A 19,436-nucleotide genomic window follows, 5' to 3' on the forward strand; every position below is an offset into this window, starting at 1 on the left:
GAAGGTTGACACTGGCGGGGGGGGGTACCTTCAGATAACGGATCGGTAAAGAGTTTTTGCCGTAACTTTTCTGTTGTCTGTGGAGGAAACATGGATGCTTCAAAGATCGCTGCTCAGAGCGATATAATACTGGCCCCCGGGGAGAAGGGCCTTTATGCTCAACAATTCCGTCCTCGCCTCACTTTATTCTGGTTAAGTACCACGATGGTGGTGACGAACAAGAGGATCCTAATCCGATACCCCAATACCATCCTTGGGGCCATTCCTCTCGGGTTCGAGGAGATGGCGATGCCCATCGGCTCCGTCGCGGGAGTGACGGTGTCGCAAAAAGTCAAGGTGGGGCAGCTACTTTTCTCTGGATTTTTGGCCCTGATCCTGATTCTCTCCGGATTTAGTCAGGTGGGATCGAGCATTGGAATGGCCTTCATCCTGATTCTTCTGGGCGCGTTCTTTGGTGCCGTCGCCCTCAATGCGATTGGCTCCTCCTTTGCCGTCACGAACAGCGGGGGAGGGCGCAACGAGTGCACGGTCTCCATCCTGGAGAAGGAAAAGCTGACGCAGTTCAAGAATAAGGCTAACGAGATCGTTTATTCCGCTTCTCCGGGCGGTACAAGCTGGGCGGACATGTAACTTTTCGATCCGCTGGTAGTGCCCTTGGGCGGCTATAGTGCTTAGGCTATACTTGCCTGAGTCCTTTTCCGCGTTTTCTAGGAGCCGCCGTGGGTTCTCCTCGCACACGCGCCGTGACCGTGGCCGTTGTGGTGCCCCTGCTGATCGCCGCGCAGATTCTCGTGAGCCTGCTCACGGGCTCTCGCGATCTGGGTTTTTCCGAGGTGTGGGAGGCTATCCCGGGGGGACTTCGCTACGCCGTGGGGGCGCAGACGGGGGCCACCGACGTGGAGATGGTGCTGGGCATCCAGCGCATCCCGCGCACCGCCCTGGCGCTGCTCGCCGGGCTCGCGCTGGGCGCGGCGGGGGCGCTCATGCAGGGCTTTACCCGCAATCCGCTGGCCGATCCCGGCTTCCTGGGCGTGGGCGCGGGCGCGGCGGCGGCCGTGGCCGTGGGCCTGAGCCTGGGGTGGCTGACCCCGGAGTCCGCCTACGTGTGGCCCTCCATGCTGGGGGCGGTGCTCGTGACCGCCCTGCTCTTTCTGCTTTCCTCCTCCGGGCCCACGGCGGGCAGCCCGCTGGCCTTCGTACTGGCGGGCACGGCGCTCTCCGCGCTGCTCATGGCCGTGGTCAACGCCCTGGTGATTACCAACGAGCGCGTGCTGGACGCCCTGCGCACATGGGCCACCGGCTCGGTGGCCGGGCGGGACTTCTCCGTGATCGCGGTGGTGGCCCCGGTGGCCGCCGTGGCGCTGCTCGCGGCGCTGTTGCTGGGGCCGTCGGTGAACCTGCTGAGCCTGGGGGAGGAGAGCGCCCACGCGCTGGGCGTCTCGGTGCGCCGGGCGCAGGGGATCGGGGTGGTGGTCATCTCCGCGCTGGTGGCGGCGGCGGTGGCGGCGGCGGGGCCGGTGAGCTTCATCGGCCTGGCGGCCCCGCACATGGTGCGCGCCTTCACCGGCCCGGACTACCGCCTCATCATCCCGCTGTCCGCCCTGGTGGGCGGGGTGCTGGCGCTGGGCGCGGACGTGCTGGGCCGGGTGCTGGCGGCCCCCGGCGAGCTGCCCATGGGCATCGTGCTGGCGCTGCTGGGCGTGCCGGTGTTCGTGTGGCTGGTGCGCCGGGGCCGGGTGGGGGGTGCGCTATGAGCGCGACGATAACGCCCGAGCCCGCCCGGGTGCCCCTCCGGGTGCTGCGCCTGGGGCCGGTGTCCTGGCGGATCAACGCGCGCCTGCTGGCGTGCATGGCCGCCACGGCCGCGCTGCTGGCGCTCGGGGTGTGCTGGGCGGTGACCCAGGGCGAGTACCGCATGACGCTGGGGCAGGTGGTGGAGGTCTTTGCGGGGGGCGGCACCGCGATCCAGCGGGCGGTGGTCTTTGACATGCGCCTGGGCCGGGCCGTGGTGGCCTGCCTGGTGGGCGCGGCCCTGGCCTATTCCGGGGCGCTCACGCAGTCGGTGGCCCGCAACCCCCTGGCCAGCCCGGACATCCTGGGGATCACCCAGGGGGCCTCGCTGGCGGCGGTGACCACCATCGTCTTTGCCGGGGCCGGGCACGGCGGGGTGATCGAGGCGGGGGCCACCACGGTGATGGGCACCGTGGGCCTGCCGGGGGCGGCGATCGCGGGCGCGCTGCTGGCGGCCCTGCTCATCTGGCTGCTCGCCGGGCCCGCGCGCAACTCCATGCTCCAGGTGGTGCTCATCGGCGCGGGCATGTCGATCTTCCTGTCCGCCGGGGTGACCTGGCTGCTGGCCTACGCGCAGTTGGACAGGGCGGCCTCGGCGCGCATGTGGCTCACCGGCTCGCTCAACGGGCGGGACTGGAACCACGCCTGGGCCCCGCTGGCGGTGCTGGTGGTGGCGGTGGCGCTCGGCGGGTGGCTGGCCTTCCAGCTCTCCGCCCTGGTGCTGGGGGAGACCACGGCGCACGTGCTGGGGCACCGGGTGCGGGTGGCGCAGCTCGTGCAGTTGCTCACGGCGGTGGTCCTGGCCGCCGTGGGGGTGGCGGCGGCCGGGCCCATCGGGTTCGTGGCCTTCGTGGTGCCGCACCTGGCGCGCGCGCTGGCGGGCACGCCCACCCCGCCGTTGCTGTTCTCCGCGCTGCTGGGGGCCGCGCTGCTGCTGGGCGCGGACCTGCTGGCGCGGGTGGTGCTGCCCTGGGAGCTGCCCGTGGGCGTGGTCACCGCGTTCCTCGGCGCGCCGTTCCTGCTGTTCATGATCTTCCGCACCCGGAGAGAGGAAACCATCTGATGAGCCAGCCGCTTTTTTCCGCGCGGGGCCTGAGCGCCGGATACGGCGCGCGGCGGGTGATCCGGGACCTGGACCTGGACATCGCGGCCGGTGAGGTCACCTGCCTGATCGGCCCCAATGGCTGCGGCAAGTCCACGCTGCTGAAGTCCCTGTGCGGGCTGCTGGATCATGCGGGCTCGCTGGAGTTCCGGGGCCGGGAGATCTCCCGGTGGCCCCGCCGGGAGCGGGCGCGGGAGTTATCCCTGCTCCCGCAGACCCCCGTGGCCCCCGCGGGGCTGACGGTGGGGCAGCTCATCGCGCGCGGGCGGCACCCGTATCAGTCCTGGATGGCGCAGTGGTCGCGGCGGGATGACGCGGTGGTGGCCCGGGCCATCGAGACCACCGGGCTGGCGGGGCTGGTGGATCGGCGCATCGCGGACCTCTCCGGGGGGCAGCGTCAGCGGGTGTGGATCGCCATGACCATCGCGCAGGATACCCCGGCCACGCTGCTCGACGAGCCCACCACCTACCTGGACCTTTCCACCTCCGTGGAGGTGCTGCGGCTGGTGCGCGGGCTGAGGGAGGGGGCCGGGCGCACGGTGGTGATGGTGCTGCACGACCTCAACCTGGCGGCCCGCTACGCGGATCGGCTGGTGCTGCTCTCGCGCTCCGGCACGGTGGCGGCGGCGGGCACGCCGGGCGAGGTGCTCACGCAGGACCGCCTGGCGGAGGTCTTTGACCTGGACGCGGTGGTGATGACCGATCCCATCAGCGGCGGGCCGCTGGTGGTTCCGCGCTAGGGCGGGGAGTTATAGGGATCACTTTTAGCGGGGGTACCTTTGTTACCTCATATGGTTTATTCTTGGTTTGGGTAGTGTAACCTTAGTTCTATCGGATGTGCGGAACGCCTGCGCACGCGGGCCTCCCGGCCCGTCGGCCGCGTTCCCCGCGCCATCCGCCTTCCCCTTTTGGATCATCGTATTTTGAGGAGACCCCATGACCATCTCCCTTCGTCGCCGCGTGGCGGCCGCCGTCACCGGCCTGGCGCTGGCGGCGGGCCTGGCCGCCTGCTCCAACTCCGCCGAGGAGTCGGCCACCTCCGCCCCGGGCTCGCAGACCAACGCCTCCGGTTCGTCGGACTCCGCCGCGTTCCCGCGCACCGTCGAGACGCAGGATAAGGACAAGAAGCCCACCGAGATCACCATCGAGAAGCAGCCGCAGCGCATCGTCTCCGCCTCGGTGAGCCTCACCGGCGCCCTGCTCGCGCTCGACGCCCCCGTGGTGGGCTCCGGCGGCGGCAACCCCAAGGCCCCGATGTTCGCGGACGAGACGGGCTTTGGCCTCTCCTGGGACGAGCTGGCCAAGGACAAGGGCGTGGAGTCCCTGTTCACCATCGGCTCCGCCAGCGCCGAGGCGATCCTGGCCCAGGACCCGGACCTCGTGGTCATGTCCAACGTGGGCGCGGACACGGGCGCGGAGATCTACGACCAGCTCAAGGACGTGGTTCCCGTCCAGGTGATCGATTACTCCGATCAGTCCTGGGAGGAGACCATGAACGAGGTGGCCGAGGCCACCGGCCTGGAGGACAAGGCCGAGGAGGTCATCTCCGAGTACGAGGAGGCCGTGAGCGAGGCCAAGGACGAGATCAAGATCGACGGCCCGGTCAACCTCATCGCCCTGGCCCCGGAGGGCGCGGTGAACTTCTTCACCGAGGAGTCCGCGCAGGGGCGCATCTTCACCGACCTCGGCATCGAGCTGGCGGTTCCCGGCGAGGACCTGGTGGGAAACTCCGAGCAGGGCTCGGCCCGCTCCGACGTCAAGGCCGTGAACGCGGAGAACGTGCCGCTGGCCCTGGATGGCAACGCGGTGTTCGTGCTCAACATCGACCCCGGCACCCCGGCCGATCAGCAGGTGCGCGATAACGAGCAGCTCGCAGAGACCACCGCCGTGAGCGAGGACCGCGTGTACGGCCTGGACGGGGAGTTCTTCCGCATCGACCCGATCGCCGCGAAGGACCTGGTGGAGTACCTCAAGGAGAACTTCTCCAAGTAGCCGCGTTGCCCGCCGCGTCGCGGTAGCGCCGTGGGCGCTGTATGTACTGTAGGCGCGGCGGGGGCGGTGAATCGGGGCGTCCCTGTGTTTAAGGGGGCGTCCCTTTTTGCGCGCCTCGAGGGCCCGAGGGGCAGGGGAGGGATGGGTCCAGGGCGGCTACGCGCGCACCTGGAAGATCCTCACGCGGCGGTCGGGCCGGTGCTGGAACTCGCCCAGGTCCTCCCAGCCGGACTTGCGCAGCATGGAGTGCACGCGGGCGTTGCGGTGATCCGGCTCCGCGATCACGCGGGGGGCCGTGGGGTTGGCGCGAAGCAGCGCCTGCGGCAGCGCGTCGAAGAAGGGGCGGAAGAACTCGCGCCCGGTCAGCTCCTCCAGGCCCACGGCAAAGTGCAGCCCTAGGTCCTGCGGGGAGCAGTCGAAGCAATAGCTGATGTCGTCGCGGGCCGGGTAGTACACCTCGAGGTAGCCCACCTCGGCGGGGTCGTGGTCGGTCACGGAGAGGATCACCGGCAGCGAGTAGGTCTCGGCGAGCCGGGCGCATAAGTCCTCGCGCCAGCGCTCCACGCTCCACGCCTGCTCCCAGGTCTCGGCCAGGTGGGGGCGGTTCATCCAGTCCGCGATCAGGGGGGCGTCGTCCGGGGTGGCGGCGCGCAGCCGGTAGCGCCCGGAGAACTCGGGCAGGCGCGGCGGGGCGGGGGCGACGTGCTCCGCCGGGACGTCGGTGCGCAGGCGGTGCAGGACGGTCTCGGGCGTGGGGGGCATGGGTGTTTTTCCTTCCGCAGATTTGGTAAATCTATCCTTAGTAAACTTATCCGTCGAGCGTATATCTGTAAAAGGCACCCCTGCATGAACCCTTCCCCCGCCGAGGCCACCGGCTCCGCCTGCCCGTCCGGCTCCGCCGACCCCACCGCCACCGGCGCCGCGAACCCCGCCCCCACCGTCACGGACCTGCTCGAGCGCTCCCTCGCCGGGGGCGGCGAGGACCCCGCCGTGATCGTGGACGGGGGAGAGACCCTCAGCTACGCGCGGCTGCGCGCGCTCAGCGGCGCCCTGGCCCGCAGGCTCGCGGCGGCGGGGGCGGGGCCCGGCGCGCGGGTGGCGGTGCTCGCGGATCGCTGCGCCTGGCAGGTGATCGCGGCGGTGGCCGTGCTGCGCGCCGGGGCGGTGTACGTGCCGGTGGACGCGGGCTCCCCGCCCGCCCGCGTGGCCCACCTGCTGCGCGACGCCGACCCCGCCGCGCTGCTGCGCGCGCGGGCCGCAGAGGCTACTGAGTTCACCGAGTCCACCCCGGACCACGAGCCCGCCTACCCCGGCCCCGCGCTGAACCTCGCGGACCCGGCCGTGCGGGCCGACCTCGAGGAGGAGGCCCGGGTGCTCGGCGGGGAGGCGGGCCCGTCGCGGCGTCCCACCGGGGAGGATCCGGCCTACATCATCTACACCTCCGGGACCACGGGCGCGCCCAAGGGCGCGGTCAACCTGCACCGGGGCGTGGCCCTGCACCTGCGCTGGATGGCCCGGGTGTTCGGCGGCGGGGAGCACGTGGTGGTCAACAAGGCCCCCGTGGCCTTCGACGTCGGCGTGGCGGAGATGCTCAGCCCCCTTATCACCGGCGGCACGGTGGTGCTGCCGCCCGCCGGGTGGTGGCCGGGGGACGCCCGCGCACTGCTGGGCCTGGTGCGCCGTCACCGGGTGAGCGTGATGTCCATCGTGCCCAGCATGATGCGCGCGCTGCTGGACTCCGGGGTGGAAAGCGGGGAGCTGGACTCCCTGCGCCACCTCCTGCTCGGCGGGGAGGCCGTCCCGGCGGACCTCGTGGCGCGGGTGCGCGAGGTTACCCCCGCCCGGGTCCACGGGCTCTACGGCCCCTCGGAGACCGCGATGGACGTGATGTGGGTGGAATACACCCCGGACCTGCCGCTGCGCCCCGGTCAGGCCCTGCTGGGCGCGGCCGAGCCGGAGGTGCGGCTGCGGGTGCTGGAACCCGGCGGGCTCGAGGAGGTCGCCCCGGGGGAGATCGGGGAGCTGGCGATCGGCGGCCCCCAGGTGGGCGGGGGCTACTTTAGGCGCCCCGACCTCACCGCCGCCGCGTTCCTGCCCGACCCCGAGGGCGGCACGATGTATCGCACCGGGGACCTGGTGCGCCTCGACGAGGGCTTGGGCATGTACGAGTTCCGGGGCCGCCTGGGCGATCAGGTCAAGGTGCGCGGCAACCGGGTGGAGCTGGGCGAGGTGGAGGCGGCCCTGCGCGCCGCCCCGGGGGTGCGCGCCGCGGCGGCCCGCCTGGTGGGCGAGGAGCTGTGGGGCTACGTCACCGGGGAGCCCGACCTGGGGCGGGTGCGCGCGCACGTCGCCGGGGAGCTGCCCGGCTACGCGGTGCCCGGCCGCCTCGTGCCGCTGGCGGAGCTGCCGCTCAACGCCAACGGCAAGCTCGACCGCGCGGCCCTGCCGGACCGCCGCTAGCCCCCACGCCGTCCCTATCACCACGAGATCACCACGAGCCGCAAGGAACCATCTGCATGAGCACGCTCCCGCACCCCGCCCTGCTGCCGCTGACCGGCGCGCAGCGGGGGATCTACGACGCCCAGAGCATCGACCCGCACTCGCCCTTCTACGTGGTGGGCGAGGTGCTGCGGCTTCGCGGCGGCATCGACGTGCCCGCCCTGTGCGCCGCCATCGAGGCCACCCAGCGCGAGGCGGAGACGCTGCGCCTGCGGGTCGTCGCCCCCGCCGAGGGGCAGGACGCCCCGCGCCAGTACGTCAGCGAGGAGATCGTGCCCGCCGTGGTGCGCGACCTGCGCGGCACCCCCCACCCGGAGCGCCTGGCCCTGGCGCGCATCGACGCCGCCAAGACCGCCCTCGCGGAGGCCACGGCCGGGATGGTGGACGCCCCGCTGTGCCGCTACGAGGTGCTGCTGCTCGACGACGAGCACACCTGGGTGATCCAGCTCTACCACCACCTCGTGGTGGACGGCTACTCCGCCACCCTGCTCACCCGCCGGATCGCGGAGCACTACACCGCCGCCGTGACCGGGGCCAAGCCCAAGCGCTACCGGGGCGTGGGCATGGCGCAGATCGTGGAGCAGGACGCCGAGTACCACGGCTCCGAGGCGGCGCGGGAGGACCGCGCCTTCTTCCGGGATCTGCTCGACCCGCTGCCGGACCTCACCGAGCGCGAGCGCCTCAACGCCGCCACCGGGTCCGCGCGGACCTCCGGGGCCACGATCACCACCACCGTGACCCTGAGCGCGGGCGAGCACGAGGCCTTCCAGGCCGCCGCCCGCGCCGCCGGAACCACCTGGGTTACCTGCCTGATCGCGCTGTATGCGGCCCAGGTGTGGCAGGCCGAGGGCCGCCCGGAGCGCGACGCGTGCCTGGCCATGCCGGTGATGGCGCGCGGCAGCGTGGCCCAGCGCGCCACGCCCCACATGGCGGTGAACGTGCTCCCGCTGCTGGTGCCCGTGCGGGCTCAGGCCACCCTGGGGGAGCTGGCGGCCGCCACGGAGGCCCGCCTGAAGGACCTGCGCCGCCACCAGCGCTACCGGGGCGAGAACCTGCCGCGCGACCTCGGCGCGCCGGGCGCGGGCGCGCTGCTGCACGGCATGGGCGTGAACGCCAAGATCTTCGACGTGCGCTTCCGCTTCGGGGAGGCCACCGGGGTGCTGAGCAACGTGGCGGGCGGCCCGCCGGAGGACTGGGGCCTGGTGGTCATGCCCGCCCCCGACGGCGGCCTGGACCTCGGCCTGGAGACGGACCCGGCGCGCGTGCCCGCGCCCGTGGCCCGCCGCAGGCTGAGCCGCCTGCGCGACCTCCTGGTGCGCGTGGCGCGGCGGGAGGACCCCGCCGGGGCGCGGGTGGCGGAGCTGCTGGGCGGGGAGGCCGAGAGCGCCGGGCTCATCGACGCCCGGGCGGGCAGCACGCCCCCGGAGGAGCCGGAGGGGGCCGCCGCCACGCTGCGCGGACTCATCGAATCCCTGGCCGGGGTGGACCAGGCGCGGCTCATCACGCAGGAGGGGGCGCTCAGCGGCGCGGAGCTGCACCGCCGGGTGCTGGACGCGGCGCGCCGCCTGCCCCGGGGCCCCATCGGGATCGACGTCCCGCGCGGCGCGGAGCTGGTGGTCACCGTCCTGGCCGCGCTGTACGCGGGCGTGCCCTTTACCTACCTGGAATCCGGGGCGCCCGGGGCGCGCCGGGAGCAGATCCTTAGCGCCCTGGGGGCGCGGTGGGTGGCCGGGCGCGATCCCTGGCCGGAGCCTTCGGCGTCGGGTGAGTTCGAGTTGCCTGCGCCGCCCGTGCCGCCCGCGCCCAGCCCCGAGGACCTGGCCTACGTGATCTTCACCTCGGGCAGCACGGGCACGCCCAAGGGGGTGCAGGTGACCCGGGGCAACCTGGAGGCGCTGCTGCGCGGGCACCTGCATGGTCTGTACCGGCGCCCGCCCGCCGTGGTGGCGCACACCGCCAGCTTTGCCTTCGACGCCGCCCTGGATCAGCTCCTGTGGCTGCTGGCCGGGCACTGCGTGCGCCTCTACCCGGAGGAGATCGCCACGGACGCCGAGGCCGCCGTGGCCGCGCTGCGGGCGGACCGCGTCACGGTGTTCGATACCACCCCCTCCCTGGCGCAGGCGCTCATGGCGGCGGGCCTGGGCGAGCTGCCGGACCTGGAGCTGCTCGTGCTCGGCGGCGAGGCCCTGCCCGCGCCCCTGTGGGACCGGCTGGCCACCGGGCGGCTGCGCGCCCTCAACGCCTACGGCCCCACCGAGGCCTGCGTGGACGCCCTGATCGCGGAGGTCACCCCCGGCCGCCCGGTGATCGGGCGGCCCGTGGCGGGCATGCGCGCCTACGCCCTGGACGGTCACCTCCGTGTAGTGGGGGACTTCGAGCGCGGCCGCCTCTTTCTGGCCGGGCCGCAGGTGGCGCGCGGCTACCTCAACGCCGGGGACGCCGAGGATGCCGCCTTTATCACCGCCACCATCGACCCGCGCCGGGGCGCGGAGCGCCTGTACGATACCGGCGATCTGGTGCGCTGGCTGCCCGGGCGCGGGTACGAGTACCTGGGCCGGGCGGATGACCAGGTGGAGGTCAACGGCCGCCGCGTGGAGCTCGGGGAGGTCGAGGCCGCGCTGCGGGCCACCGAGTCCGTGGCGGCCGCGGCGGTGACCCCGCACGGGCGCGCCGGGCTGTTCGGCTGGGTGGTGGCCCAGCCGGGGGCCACCCTGATCCCGGGCGAGGTGCGCGAGTCGGTGGCCGCCCAGCTCCCGCGCGCCCTGGTGCCGGGGCGCATCGAGGTGATCCCGGAGCTGCCCACCACGGTCTCCGGCAAGGCGGATCGCGCGGCGCTGGCGGCGCGGGTCGCGGCCCTCGGGGCTGCGGAGCGGGGGAACGCTCCGGGCGAGGAGGCCGGGGCGCCCGCCTCCTCCGCCTCTCTCGCCGAGGCCGCCCTGCTGCGGGCCTGCCGCGAGCAGGCAGGCGTGGAGATGGGCCTTCGGGGGGACTTCATCGCCCAGGGCGGGGACTCGATCAGCGCCCTGACGGTGGCCACCCGCCTGCGCCGGGAGGGCTGGGCGATCTGGCCCAAGGAGCTGCTCTCCGGGGCGCCGCTGGCCCGCGTGGCCGCCGGGATGAGGCGCGCGGAGGCGGCGGGGGAGCGGGAGGACGCGCCCTTCCTCGCCGTCGGCGCGCTCCAGGAGACCCCGGTGGCGGCCCGGCAGCGCGAGGCCGCGCCGGACGGCCCCGCCTGGGCGGGCTTCGTCCAGTACGCGGAGATCCCCGGCCCCGAGGGCGCGGGCGCGGTCTCCCCGGATCTGCTGCGCGGGGTCGCCTCCCAGCTCGCCGCCGCCCACGGCGCCCTGCGGATGATCCTGGACGCTCGCTCCGGCGAGCTGATCGTCCCCCGGGTGGCGCTGGCCGCGCCGGAGGAGTGCGTGGGCGCCGCGGCGGCGGAGGACCTGGGCGCGGTGGCGCGCACCCCCGGCCTGCTCGACCCCGAGGCCGGGCGCATGTTCCACCTCGTGGCCCTGCGGGCCGGGGGCGTGGGGCTGGTGGCGCACCACAGTGCCGTGGATGCGCTGAGCTGGCGCACCCTGCGCGCGGAGGTGCAGCGCCTCCTGCGCGGGGGCCGCCTGGATCACGCGGATGACCGCTGGCGCGCCCACGTCCTGGGTTCGCGGGCGCGGGATCGCCGCGCGGAGCTGCCGCACTGGGCGCGGGTGCAGCGCGCGGGCGCGATCGTCGCCGCGCCCCTGCTCGCCCGGGCCGAGGCCGCCTGCGCGAGCCTGGATCTTTCCCCCGAGTCGGCCGGGGCCCTGGGGGCCGAGCCGGAGGCAAAGCTGCTGGCGGCCCTGGCGCTGTCCGGCGTGGCCCCCGGCGGCTACGTCGGCGTGGAGGCCCACGGGCGCTCCGCCGTGGGGCCCGCCGGGGGCGCGGCGCACACCGTGGGCTGGTTCACCGTGGAGTATCCCCTGGCGGTGCGCGCGCCGGGGGAAGGCAACCCGGTGGAGCGCGCGGCGGACGCCCTGGCCGCCGCCCGCCGCGCCCGGCGGGAGACTCCCGGCGGGGGAGAGGGCTACGGGTGGCTGGCCCACGGCGACGCCGCCGGGGCGCTGTACGGCCTGGGCCTGCGCCGCCCCGAGGTGGTGCTCAACGTCCTGCCCGGCGCCGCCGGGGGGTTCGGGGTGGCGGATCATCCGCGCCGCAGGCTCACCGAGGCGCTCACGGTGAACGTCTTTGTGGGCGAGTCCCGCGTGGAGTACACCGCCGACCCTGCCCGCTTCGACCCGCGCGAGGTGCACCGCCGGCTGGAGGAGGGGCTGATCGCGCTGCGGGCCGCCGAGCTGGGCGGTGTGGGCGACACCCCCCGCCGGGCCCTGGAGCGCGTGCACGGGCCGCTCGAGCGGGCGCTGCCGCTGAGCCCGCCGCAGGAGGGGCTGCTCTTCCACGCGCTGAGCGCCCCCGAGGGTGCGGACCCCTACGCGCTGGCCATGCGCGTGGACCTGGAGGCCGCCGAGGAGATCGACCTGCCCCGCCTGGAGGCGGCCTGGGAGGGGGTGCTCGACCGGCACCCCACCCTGCGCGCGGGCTTTAACGCCACCGCCACGGAGCACCCCCGGCAGTTCGTCCCGCGCTCCCGCCCGGCCACGTTCCGGGCCGTGGACGCGCGCCCCCTGGGCGATGCCTGGCGGGACCTGGCGGAGCACCTGCTGCGCGCGGAGGAGAACCGCCGCGTGGACGTGGCCGCCCCGCCCCTGGTGCGCGCCACGGCGGTGCGCTACGCGCCGCGCCGCGCCTGCCTGATCGTGGCCGGGCACCACCTGCTCACCGACGGCTGGTCCACGGGCATCATGCTCCGCGAGCTGGCGGCCTTCTACGGCGGGGAGGAGCTGCCCCCGGCCCCGCAGCCCGAGGCGTTTTTGGACTGGGTGGAGGGCCGCCGGGAGGCGGATCGCCGGGCCTGGCGCGCCTACCTGGGGGATCACGCCCCCCGCACGCTGCTCGCGGCCCCGGGAACCGAGGGCGCCGCCGGGGAGGAGGCCCTGGACGTGGGAGTGGCGGGGGAGGAGGCCGACGCCCTGGTGGCCGCCGCGCGCGCCGCCGGGGCCACCCCCGCCGAGCTGCTCCAGGTGGCCTGGGCCTACGTGCTCAGCGAGCTGACCGGGCGGGTTAAAGGAGAGGGCCCCGCGGAGGTGGTCTGCGGCGTGACCGCCTCCGGGCGGCCCCCGCAGCTTCCGGAGGCGGCGGAGATGATCGGGCTGTTTGCCACCACGCTGCCCGCCCGCATCGCGGTCAGCGGGGACCCGGTGGCGGACCTGCGCGCCCACCACGCCGCACGGGCGGAGCTGGCGGATCACACGGCGGTGTCCCCGGCGGACATCGGCGCGGCGGGGTTGTTTGACACGATCGTGGTCTACGAGAACGCCCCCGCGCCCCGGAGCCAGGGCGCGCTGCGGGTCACCGCCACCGAGGCGGTGGGGCAGACGCACTACCCGATCACGGTGGTCTCCCGTCCCGGCGGGGACTTCGACGTAGCGCTGGCCTTCCGGCCCGGCCTGGTGGATCGGGAGCGGGCGCGCTGGGCGGCGCGCCGCCTGGGGCAGGCGCTGCGCGCCTTCCTGGGCGAGCCGCTGGAACCGGCGCGGCCCCCGGCGCCTGCGGCACCCGCCGCGCCCCGGAGCCAGGGCGCAGAGGGCGTCGTCGAGGGCGTGCCGGCAGAGTACGAGCAGGCGGCACCCGAGCAACCCGTGCCCGCAGTGCCCACTGCGCCCACTGTGGCCACTGTGCCCACCGCCTCGCGCGCCACGGCCGAGGGGATCGCGGCGGCGATGTCCGCCGTGCTGGGCCGCACGGTGGGCCTGGACGAGGACTTTGCCGAGGCCGGGGGCCATTCCCTGCTGGCCGTGCGGCTGCTGGGCCGCCTGCAACGCGAGGGAATAGAGCTCGGCATGGGGGACATCCTCGCCGGGGGCAGCCCCCGGGGCATTGCGGCCCGCCTGGGCGGCCAGCCCGCCCCCGGGCCGCTCGTGGCGCACACGGTGGGCTCCCCGACCCTGTGGTGCATGCCGCCCGGGGACGGGATTCACGCCCCCTGGGCGCGGCTGGCGCGGCAGGTGCCGGTGCGCCTGCGGGCGGTGTCCTGGACGGGCCGGATCGAGCAGGACGCGCTCGACCAGGCCGCCCGGGACGTGGCCGCGCTCATCCGCGCCGAGCAGCCCCGAGGCCCCTACCTGCTGCTGGGCTGGTCCTTTGGTGGCGTGCTCGCGCACGCGGTGGCCCACGCCCTCGGCGGGCCGGGGGAGGTGTCCTTCCTGGGGATCGTGGATTCCTATCCCGCCGGGGTGCTGCCCGCCGGGCTGAGCCCCGAGCACGATCCCACCCCGCTGGTGGACGGCCTCGTGGGCCTGGACGATCACCCCGAGGTGCTGCGCGAGCTGGTGGCGGAGAACCTCGCCGCCAGCGGCCGCCTCATGGCCGGGGCCGCGCCGCTGCGCTGGGACGGCCCCGTGCACCTGGTGGTGGGCACGCGGGGCGCGGAGGCCTCCGGCCCGGCGGCCTGGGACCCGGCGGCCGCCTGGGCGGGCGCGGGCGCGCGCGTGGCCTCCCTGGAGGTGGACGAGGATCACTTTGGCCTGGTCAAGGACGCTGGGTGGCGCATTATTGCGCCCTTTTTTGCACAAGCCATAGCTACTATTCAGGAGGAAGAACATGACCGCTGACCTACTCGTGGTGGGCGCGGGCCCCAAGGGCGTGGCGGTGGCCGCCAAGGCCGCCGCGATGTCCCGGCTCGGGCTGCCCGCCCCCTCGGTGGTGCTGGTGGACCCGCTGGGGGTGGGCGGGAACTGGCGGGCCGAGGGCGGCTGGACGGACGGCCGCCACGGTCTGGGCACCCCGCCGGAGAAGGACGTGGGCTTTCCCTACCGCACGCGGATCGCCGGGGAGGCGGATTCGCCCCGGGTGGATGAGGAGCTGGCCCGCCACGGGTGGGGCGCCTTCCTCATCGAGCGCGGGGAGTTCGCCGCCTGGGTGGATCGCGGGCGGCCCGCCCCGCTGCACGATACCTGGGCGGACTACCTGCGGTGGGTGGTCGAGCGCCTGGGCATTACCGTGGTGCGCGCGGAGGTCACCTGCGCCGCCCTGGGGGAGGAGGGCTGGGCGGTAGAGACCACCGAGGGCCCGATGGCGGCGCGTTCCCTCATGGTCACCGGCCCGGGGGCCAGCACCCGGCGCATCGCGAAGCTGCCCGGGGTGTGCTCGCTGGCGCAGTTCTGGCGCCGCCGCGTGGAGCCCGGGGCGCGGGTGGCGGTGATCGGCTCCGGGGAGTCCTCGGCCAGCGTGGTCGATCAGCTCCTGGACGGGCCCGCGGGCGGGGTCACGGTGGTCTCGCCCAGCGCGGCGATCTTCACCCGGGGCGAGGGGCAGTTTGAAAACCGCCTGTACTCCGACCCCCACCGCTGGGTGGAGCTGGACGACGCCTCCCGGCGCGACCTCCTCGCCCGCACGGATCGCAGTGTGTACTCGGTGCGCATCCAGGCGAAGGTGGCCCGGGACGCGCGCACGGATCACGTGCGCGGCACGGTCAGCGCCGTGCGCCCGGCCTCGGAGGCCGAGGGCGGGGCCCTGGCCGTGGAGTATCGCCGCGAGGAGGCGGGCGGCCGGGAGCGCGTGGGCACCTTGGGCGCGGACCTGGTGGTGGACGCCCGGGGAAACTCCCCGCTGTGGTTCGGCTGCTACCTGGACGAGCCGGTGCGCGCGCGCCTGGCCAGGGAGGCCGGGGCGGGGTCCTGGGCGGGGCTGCGCCCGCAGCAGGTGGAGGAGCGTATCGACGCCTCCCTGCGCTTCGAGGGGCTCGACGGGCGGCTGTTCCTGCCCACCCTGGCGGGGTACCGGCAGGGGCCGGGCTTTGCCAACCTCAGTTGCTTAGGCGAACTCTCCGATAGGATCGTTGCGGGCGTGAAAGGACTACGGCAGTGAGCAAGAACAGCAGGCACCGCGACATCTATCCCATCAGCGTGCGCGACCTCGAGGTGGTGGAGGTCATCGACCTCAACCCCGGCATGCGCCGCGTGGTGCTGGGCGGGGAGCAGTTGGCCGCCCACACCTACGCGGGCTTTGAGGTCCCCGCCCTGGTCAGCGACGGCTTTGACGACGACGTCCGCCTCATCTTCCCCGACCCCGCCACCGGGCAGCGCCCCCGCCCGGAGCCGGACGCCCACGGCGTGAACCAGTGGACGGCGGAGACCAAGGATCTCTTTCGCACCTACACCGTGCGCCGCTGGGAGCCGGAGGCGGGAAGGCTCACCGTGGACTTCGCCCACCACGAGCAGGGGCTGGCGGACGAGTGGGCGCGCCGCGCCCGGGTGGGCGACCGCCTGTGGGTGGCCGGGCCCAAGAACTGCCTGCACCTGCCCGCCCACACGGACTGGCTGCTGCTCGCGGGGGATGAGACGGCCCTGCCCGCCATGAGCCGCTGCCTGGAGGAGCTGCCCGCAGGGCACCGCTGCCTGGTGATAGCGGAGGTGGCGCGCCGCGAGCACATCCAGGAGCTATCCAGCGCGGCGGAGGCGGAGGTGCGCTGGGTGGTGCGCGCCGAGGGCGGCAGCCTGGCCGAGGCCGTGGCCGAGGCCCAGTTCCCGCCGGGCACCCCGTACGCCTGGGTGGCCGGGGAGGCCGGCAGCCTCCGCCAGATCCGCCGCGACCTCAAGGAGCGCGGCGTTAAGCCGCAGCACCTGGAGGCCACCGGCTACTGGCGGCGCCGCGCCGTGGCCCAGGACGAGGAGAAGGCCAACACCGGCTACGCGCTGTTTACCCAGCTCGCCGCGCTGCTGGACCCGGTGCCCGGCTTCGCGGTGCGCGCGGCCATGCGCGCCGGGGTCTTTGCCGCCATCGCGGACGCGCACGCCCCGGAGTTACGGGAACTCAGCCGCGCCACCGGGATCGAGGGGGACGCCCTGGGCAGGCTGCTGCGGTACCTGGAGTCCCTGGGCCTGATCGCGCGCGCCGGGCGGGGGTACGCGCTCACGGCGCTCTCCCGGGAGCTGGCGGACGAGGAATCGCACATCTTCGAGCACCTGGCCGGAGTCTCCGCCCGGCGCACCCTGGCCGTGGCGGGCATCGAGGAGGTGCTGCGCACCGGCGCGCCGCGCCCGGTGCCCTTCGACGCCGCTGAGTGGGAGGAGGAGGCGGAGGAATCCGCCCAGTGGGTGGCCCCGGCGCTTGCCGACGCCGTCGGCCCCACCGCCTCCGTGGCCGTTGCGGGCCCGGGTGCGCGCGTGTACGCCGAGGAGTTCCGGCGGCGCGGCGCGGCGGCCTCGGCGGCCACGGCGGCACGGTGGGAGGACCTGGCGGGGGCCCGGGCCGAGGCGACGATCCTGGTGGACCCCTTCGGGCAGGCCCCGCCGGAGCGGATCGCCGGATGCCTGCGCGCCCTGGGCGGCAGGGTGGGGCTGCTCACCAAGATCACCCCCGAGGGCGAGGACACCGAGCACGACTTTGCCGAGGACGTGGTGCGGCTGTGCCTGGACGGCACCCGCGTGCCGGACGCCGAGGACGTGGCGGACCTGGCCCGCGCCGCCGGGATGACCGTGGCGCGCACCGCCAGGGTGGGGTGGTCCTCCACGCTAGTGTGGCTAGAACGGTAGGCCCCGGTGTTCCACCAGGGTGCGCATCACCAGGGTGGAGGTGATCTTGCTCAGGCCGGGCAGCTCCCCCAGGTGGTTATCGCGCAGGCGCTGGTAGTCCTCCAGGTCCCTGGCCGCCACGCGCAGCAGGTAGTCCGGGTCCCCAAAGAGGCGCTCCGCGCTGACCACCTGCGTGATCGTGGCCACCTCCCGCTCGAAGGCCTCGATGGTGGCGCGGTCCTCCCGGTCCAGGGTGACAAAGGCGATGACCTGGAGGGAAAAGCCCACGGCGGCGGGATCGACGTCCGCGTGGTAGCCGCGTATCGCCCCGGAGGACTCCAGGGCGCGCAGGCGGCGCAGGCAGGTGGAGGCGGCCGCGCCGGTGCGGGCGGCCAGCTCGGCGGCGGTGGTGCGCGCGTTGCGCTGAAGGCTGGCAAGAATCATGCGGGAAACCTCGTCCATGTGCATGAATTATGCTTGGGTGCCGGGTGAATCGCTACTTTATGGGGGATTATTCGCGTATTTGGGCGTTTTCCTGCGCTGCGGCAGCCTCGTGTGCATGGATATTGCGCTGCTGCTGAGTTTCTTAGGCATATCCGTGGCCATGAGCTGCGTGCCCGGCCCGGACTGGGGGCTGATCCTGCGCCACGTGATCGGCGCGGACTCCCGGGCCGCCGTGAACCAGGCCCTGATGGGGCTTGGGGCGGGGTACGTGGTGCTCAGCGCCGTGGTGGCAGCCGGGGTGGGGGCCGCGGTGGCCGGGCACCCGGCGATCCTCACCGCCGTCACCCTCGGCGGCGCGGCGCTGCTGCTCTACCTGGGCACCACCATGCTGTGGGGGCTGCGCCGGTCGGATTCGCACGGGGCGTCGGCACCCGCCCCCGGTACTCAGGGGCAGCGCCCCGCCAAGGCTTCCTCCCCCGTGTGGGAGGGGATGGGCGTGAGCCTGCTTAACCCCAAGGCCATCATGTTCTTCGTGGCGCTGCTGCCGCAGTTCGTGAACAAGCAGGCCCCCTGGCCGGTGAGCACGCAGATGTTCACCCTGGGCATGGGTTTTACCGTGAGCGTGGTGGCCGTGTATGCCTGCCTGAGCCTGGCGGCGCGCCGGGTGCTGTGTGCCAATGAGAGGGCCGCCGTGGCGTTGCAGGCCGCCGGCGGGGTGGCGATGATCGTGCTGGCCATGGTGATGGTGGCGGAGGCGGCCCAGGGGGTGTGAGGGGCGGGGTAGCCCCGAAATTACCCCTGTTTTGCACACGAGCGCGCAATTATGCATAGAATCCGGGTTAGCCTCCGCGCCCGGGGGCACGAACACGAGAATCCCTACCTCTCGCTTCAGAAAAGTAGGGATTCTCGGGTGGGACTATGTGAGGTCGATCAACCAGCGAATCCCATCGCGGATGTATCCCGCGATGACGCTGGAAACGACCCGCCCGAGGAGCCGCCGCAGAGAGCTGTCACTCTCGCGGCGGCTCCTTTTCTTCACTAGGGCCATGATCCCCACCTCCCTTCTTGAAGAGAGGACCTACCTTCACAGGCGTCCCCACTCGTGGCGGGGACATGCGCCACTGAAGGGATGAGCGTTCGGGGTGGACTAAGAGTTCCCCCGAACGTCGCTATTTTATTCTGACGCCTGATCTGTGCGCCATGCGCTACCCCCTCGGGTCTACTGGCACCACCGCCGGGGTGCCGGTTACCGGGTCGGGCACCACCAGACAGCGCAGCCCAAAGACCTCCTTCATGAGCTCGGGGGTGAGCACGTCGCTCGGTGCTCCCGTGGTCACGATGTCCCCCTGTCTCATCACCACCAGACGATCCGCGTAGCGGGCCGCTTGGTTGAGGTCGTGCAGCACCGTCACGATGGTCTTGCCCTCCTCGTGCAGGTCGCGCAGCAGCTCCATCAACTCGTATTGGTGGGCGATGTCGAGGAAGGTGGTGGGCTCGTCGAGCAGCATGAGGGGTGTGCGCTGCGCCAGGAGCATGGCGATCCATACGCGCTGGCGCTGCCCGCCGGAGAGTTCCTCCACCAGACGATCGGAGAGGTCGAGGGTTCCGGTGGCCTCCAGGGCGTCGCGCACGGCCTCCTCGTCGCTGGGCCGCCACTGGTGGAACAAGCTTTGGTAGGGGGAGCGCCCGCGCGCCACCAAGTCGGTCACGCGGATGCCCTCGGGGGCCAGGGAGGTCTGCGGCAGGAGGCCAAGCTCGCGCGCCACCGCCTTGGCGGGTATGCGGTGTATGGCCTTTCCATCTAGGGTGACGGCTCCGGAGGTGGGCACGAGCACGCGGGCCAGGGCGCGTAGGAGGGTGGACTTGCCGCAGCCGTTGGGGCCGATGATGGCGGTGAACGAGCCGTCGGGGATGTCCACGGAAAGGCCCGAGGAGATGGTGTGGGTGTCGTAGCCGATGGTGGCGTTGCGGGCGCGCAGGCGGGCGGGGGAGTCGGGCACGGC

13 protein-coding genes are annotated in these 19,436 nt (G+C 73.4%); 10 read left to right on the plus strand and 3 right to left on the minus strand.

The features are described from left to right. Positions 1–90: 90 nt before the first annotated feature. The 5 genes from B140_RS0103800 (at position 91) to fepB (ending at position 4,885) form a co-directional block, all read left to right on the plus strand. The gene (locus B140_RS0103800) at positions 91–630 is read left to right on the plus strand and encodes a hypothetical protein (protein WP_018118027.1); all 540 of its coding nucleotides are present in this window, start codon (positions 91–93) and stop codon (positions 628–630) included. A gap of 89 nt (positions 631–719) precedes the next feature. Further along, on the plus strand, positions 720–1,754 hold the full coding sequence (locus B140_RS11885) for a FecCD family ABC transporter permease (RefSeq protein WP_169332518.1): 1,035 nt from the start codon (positions 720–722) through the stop codon (positions 1,752–1,754). Then, the gene (locus tag B140_RS0103810; protein ID WP_026165964.1) at positions 1,751–2,854 is read left to right on the plus strand and encodes a FecCD family ABC transporter permease; all 1,104 of its coding nucleotides are present in this window, start codon (positions 1,751–1,753) and stop codon (positions 2,852–2,854) included. Before B140_RS11885 ends, B140_RS0103810 begins: the two co-directional genes overlap by 4 nt. Then, on the plus strand, positions 2,854–3,633 hold the full coding sequence (locus B140_RS0103815) for an ABC transporter ATP-binding protein (protein WP_018118030.1): 780 nt from the start codon (positions 2,854–2,856) through the stop codon (positions 3,631–3,633). Before B140_RS0103810 ends, B140_RS0103815 begins: the two co-directional genes overlap by 1 nt. Before the next feature lie 196 nt (positions 3,634–3,829). Then, positions 3,830–4,885, plus strand: a complete 1,056-nt coding sequence (gene fepB / locus B140_RS0103820) for a Fe2+-enterobactin ABC transporter substrate-binding protein (RefSeq protein ID WP_018118031.1) — start codon at positions 3,830–3,832, stop codon at positions 4,883–4,885. Between the two features lie 156 nt (positions 4,886–5,041). On the opposite strand, the gene B140_RS0103825 is transcribed toward fepB, so the two are convergent. Further along, positions 5,042–5,647, minus strand: a complete 606-nt coding sequence (locus tag B140_RS0103825; protein ID WP_018118032.1) for a GNAT family N-acetyltransferase — start codon at positions 5,645–5,647, stop codon at positions 5,042–5,044. An 84-nt stretch (positions 5,648–5,731) separates the two neighbouring features. Here B140_RS0103825 and B140_RS11890 point away from each other — a divergent pair, with 84 nt between their 5' ends. From B140_RS11890 to B140_RS14510, 4 genes are read left to right on the plus strand one after another with little or no spacing between them, the layout of a single operon-like run. Beyond that, the gene (locus B140_RS11890) at positions 5,732–7,345 is read left to right on the plus strand and encodes an amino acid adenylation domain-containing protein (protein ID WP_018118033.1); all 1,614 of its coding nucleotides are present in this window, start codon (positions 5,732–5,734) and stop codon (positions 7,343–7,345) included. Between the two features lie 56 nt (positions 7,346–7,401). Then, on the plus strand, positions 7,402–14,088 hold the full coding sequence (locus tag B140_RS11895) for a condensation domain-containing protein (protein WP_018118034.1): 6,687 nt from the start codon (positions 7,402–7,404) through the stop codon (positions 14,086–14,088). Next, positions 14,078–15,343, plus strand: coding sequence for a SidA/IucD/PvdA family monooxygenase (locus B140_RS11900; protein WP_018118035.1), 1,266 nt, complete (start codon positions 14,078–14,080; stop codon positions 15,341–15,343). The genes B140_RS11895 and B140_RS11900 overlap by 11 nt, the downstream gene beginning before the upstream one ends. After that, positions 15,340–17,010: a siderophore-interacting protein gene (locus B140_RS14510; protein ID WP_018118036.1), complete on the plus strand. Its 1,671-nt coding sequence runs from the start codon at positions 15,340–15,342 to the stop codon at positions 17,008–17,010. The genes B140_RS11900 and B140_RS14510 overlap by 4 nt, the downstream gene beginning before the upstream one ends. On the opposite strand, the gene B140_RS0103850 is transcribed toward B140_RS14510, so the two are convergent. Further along, the gene (locus B140_RS0103850) at positions 16,999–17,451 is read right to left on the minus strand and encodes an Lrp/AsnC family transcriptional regulator (protein WP_026165965.1); all 453 of its coding nucleotides are present in this window, start codon (positions 17,449–17,451) and stop codon (positions 16,999–17,001) included. The two genes, B140_RS14510 and B140_RS0103850, sit on opposite strands and share 12 nt — an antisense overlap. A gap of 97 nt (positions 17,452–17,548) precedes the next feature. Between B140_RS0103850 and B140_RS0103855 the strand changes: the two genes are divergently transcribed. Then, positions 17,549–18,205, plus strand: a complete 657-nt coding sequence (locus B140_RS0103855; RefSeq protein WP_169332519.1) for a LysE family translocator — start codon at positions 17,549–17,551, stop codon at positions 18,203–18,205. Between the two features lie 433 nt (positions 18,206–18,638). Here the strand turns inward: B140_RS0103855 and B140_RS0103865 are convergent, their stop codons facing one another. Beyond that, complete coding sequence (locus B140_RS0103865; protein WP_018118040.1) at positions 18,639–19,433, minus strand: ABC transporter ATP-binding protein; 795 nt, start codon at positions 19,431–19,433, stop codon at positions 18,639–18,641. Between the last annotated feature and the right edge of the window lie 3 nt (positions 19,434–19,436).

The organism is Corynebacterium mastitidis DSM 44356 (assembly GCF_000375365.1).
Classification (GTDB): Bacteria; Actinomycetota; Actinomycetes; order Mycobacteriales; family Mycobacteriaceae; genus Corynebacterium; species Corynebacterium mastitidis.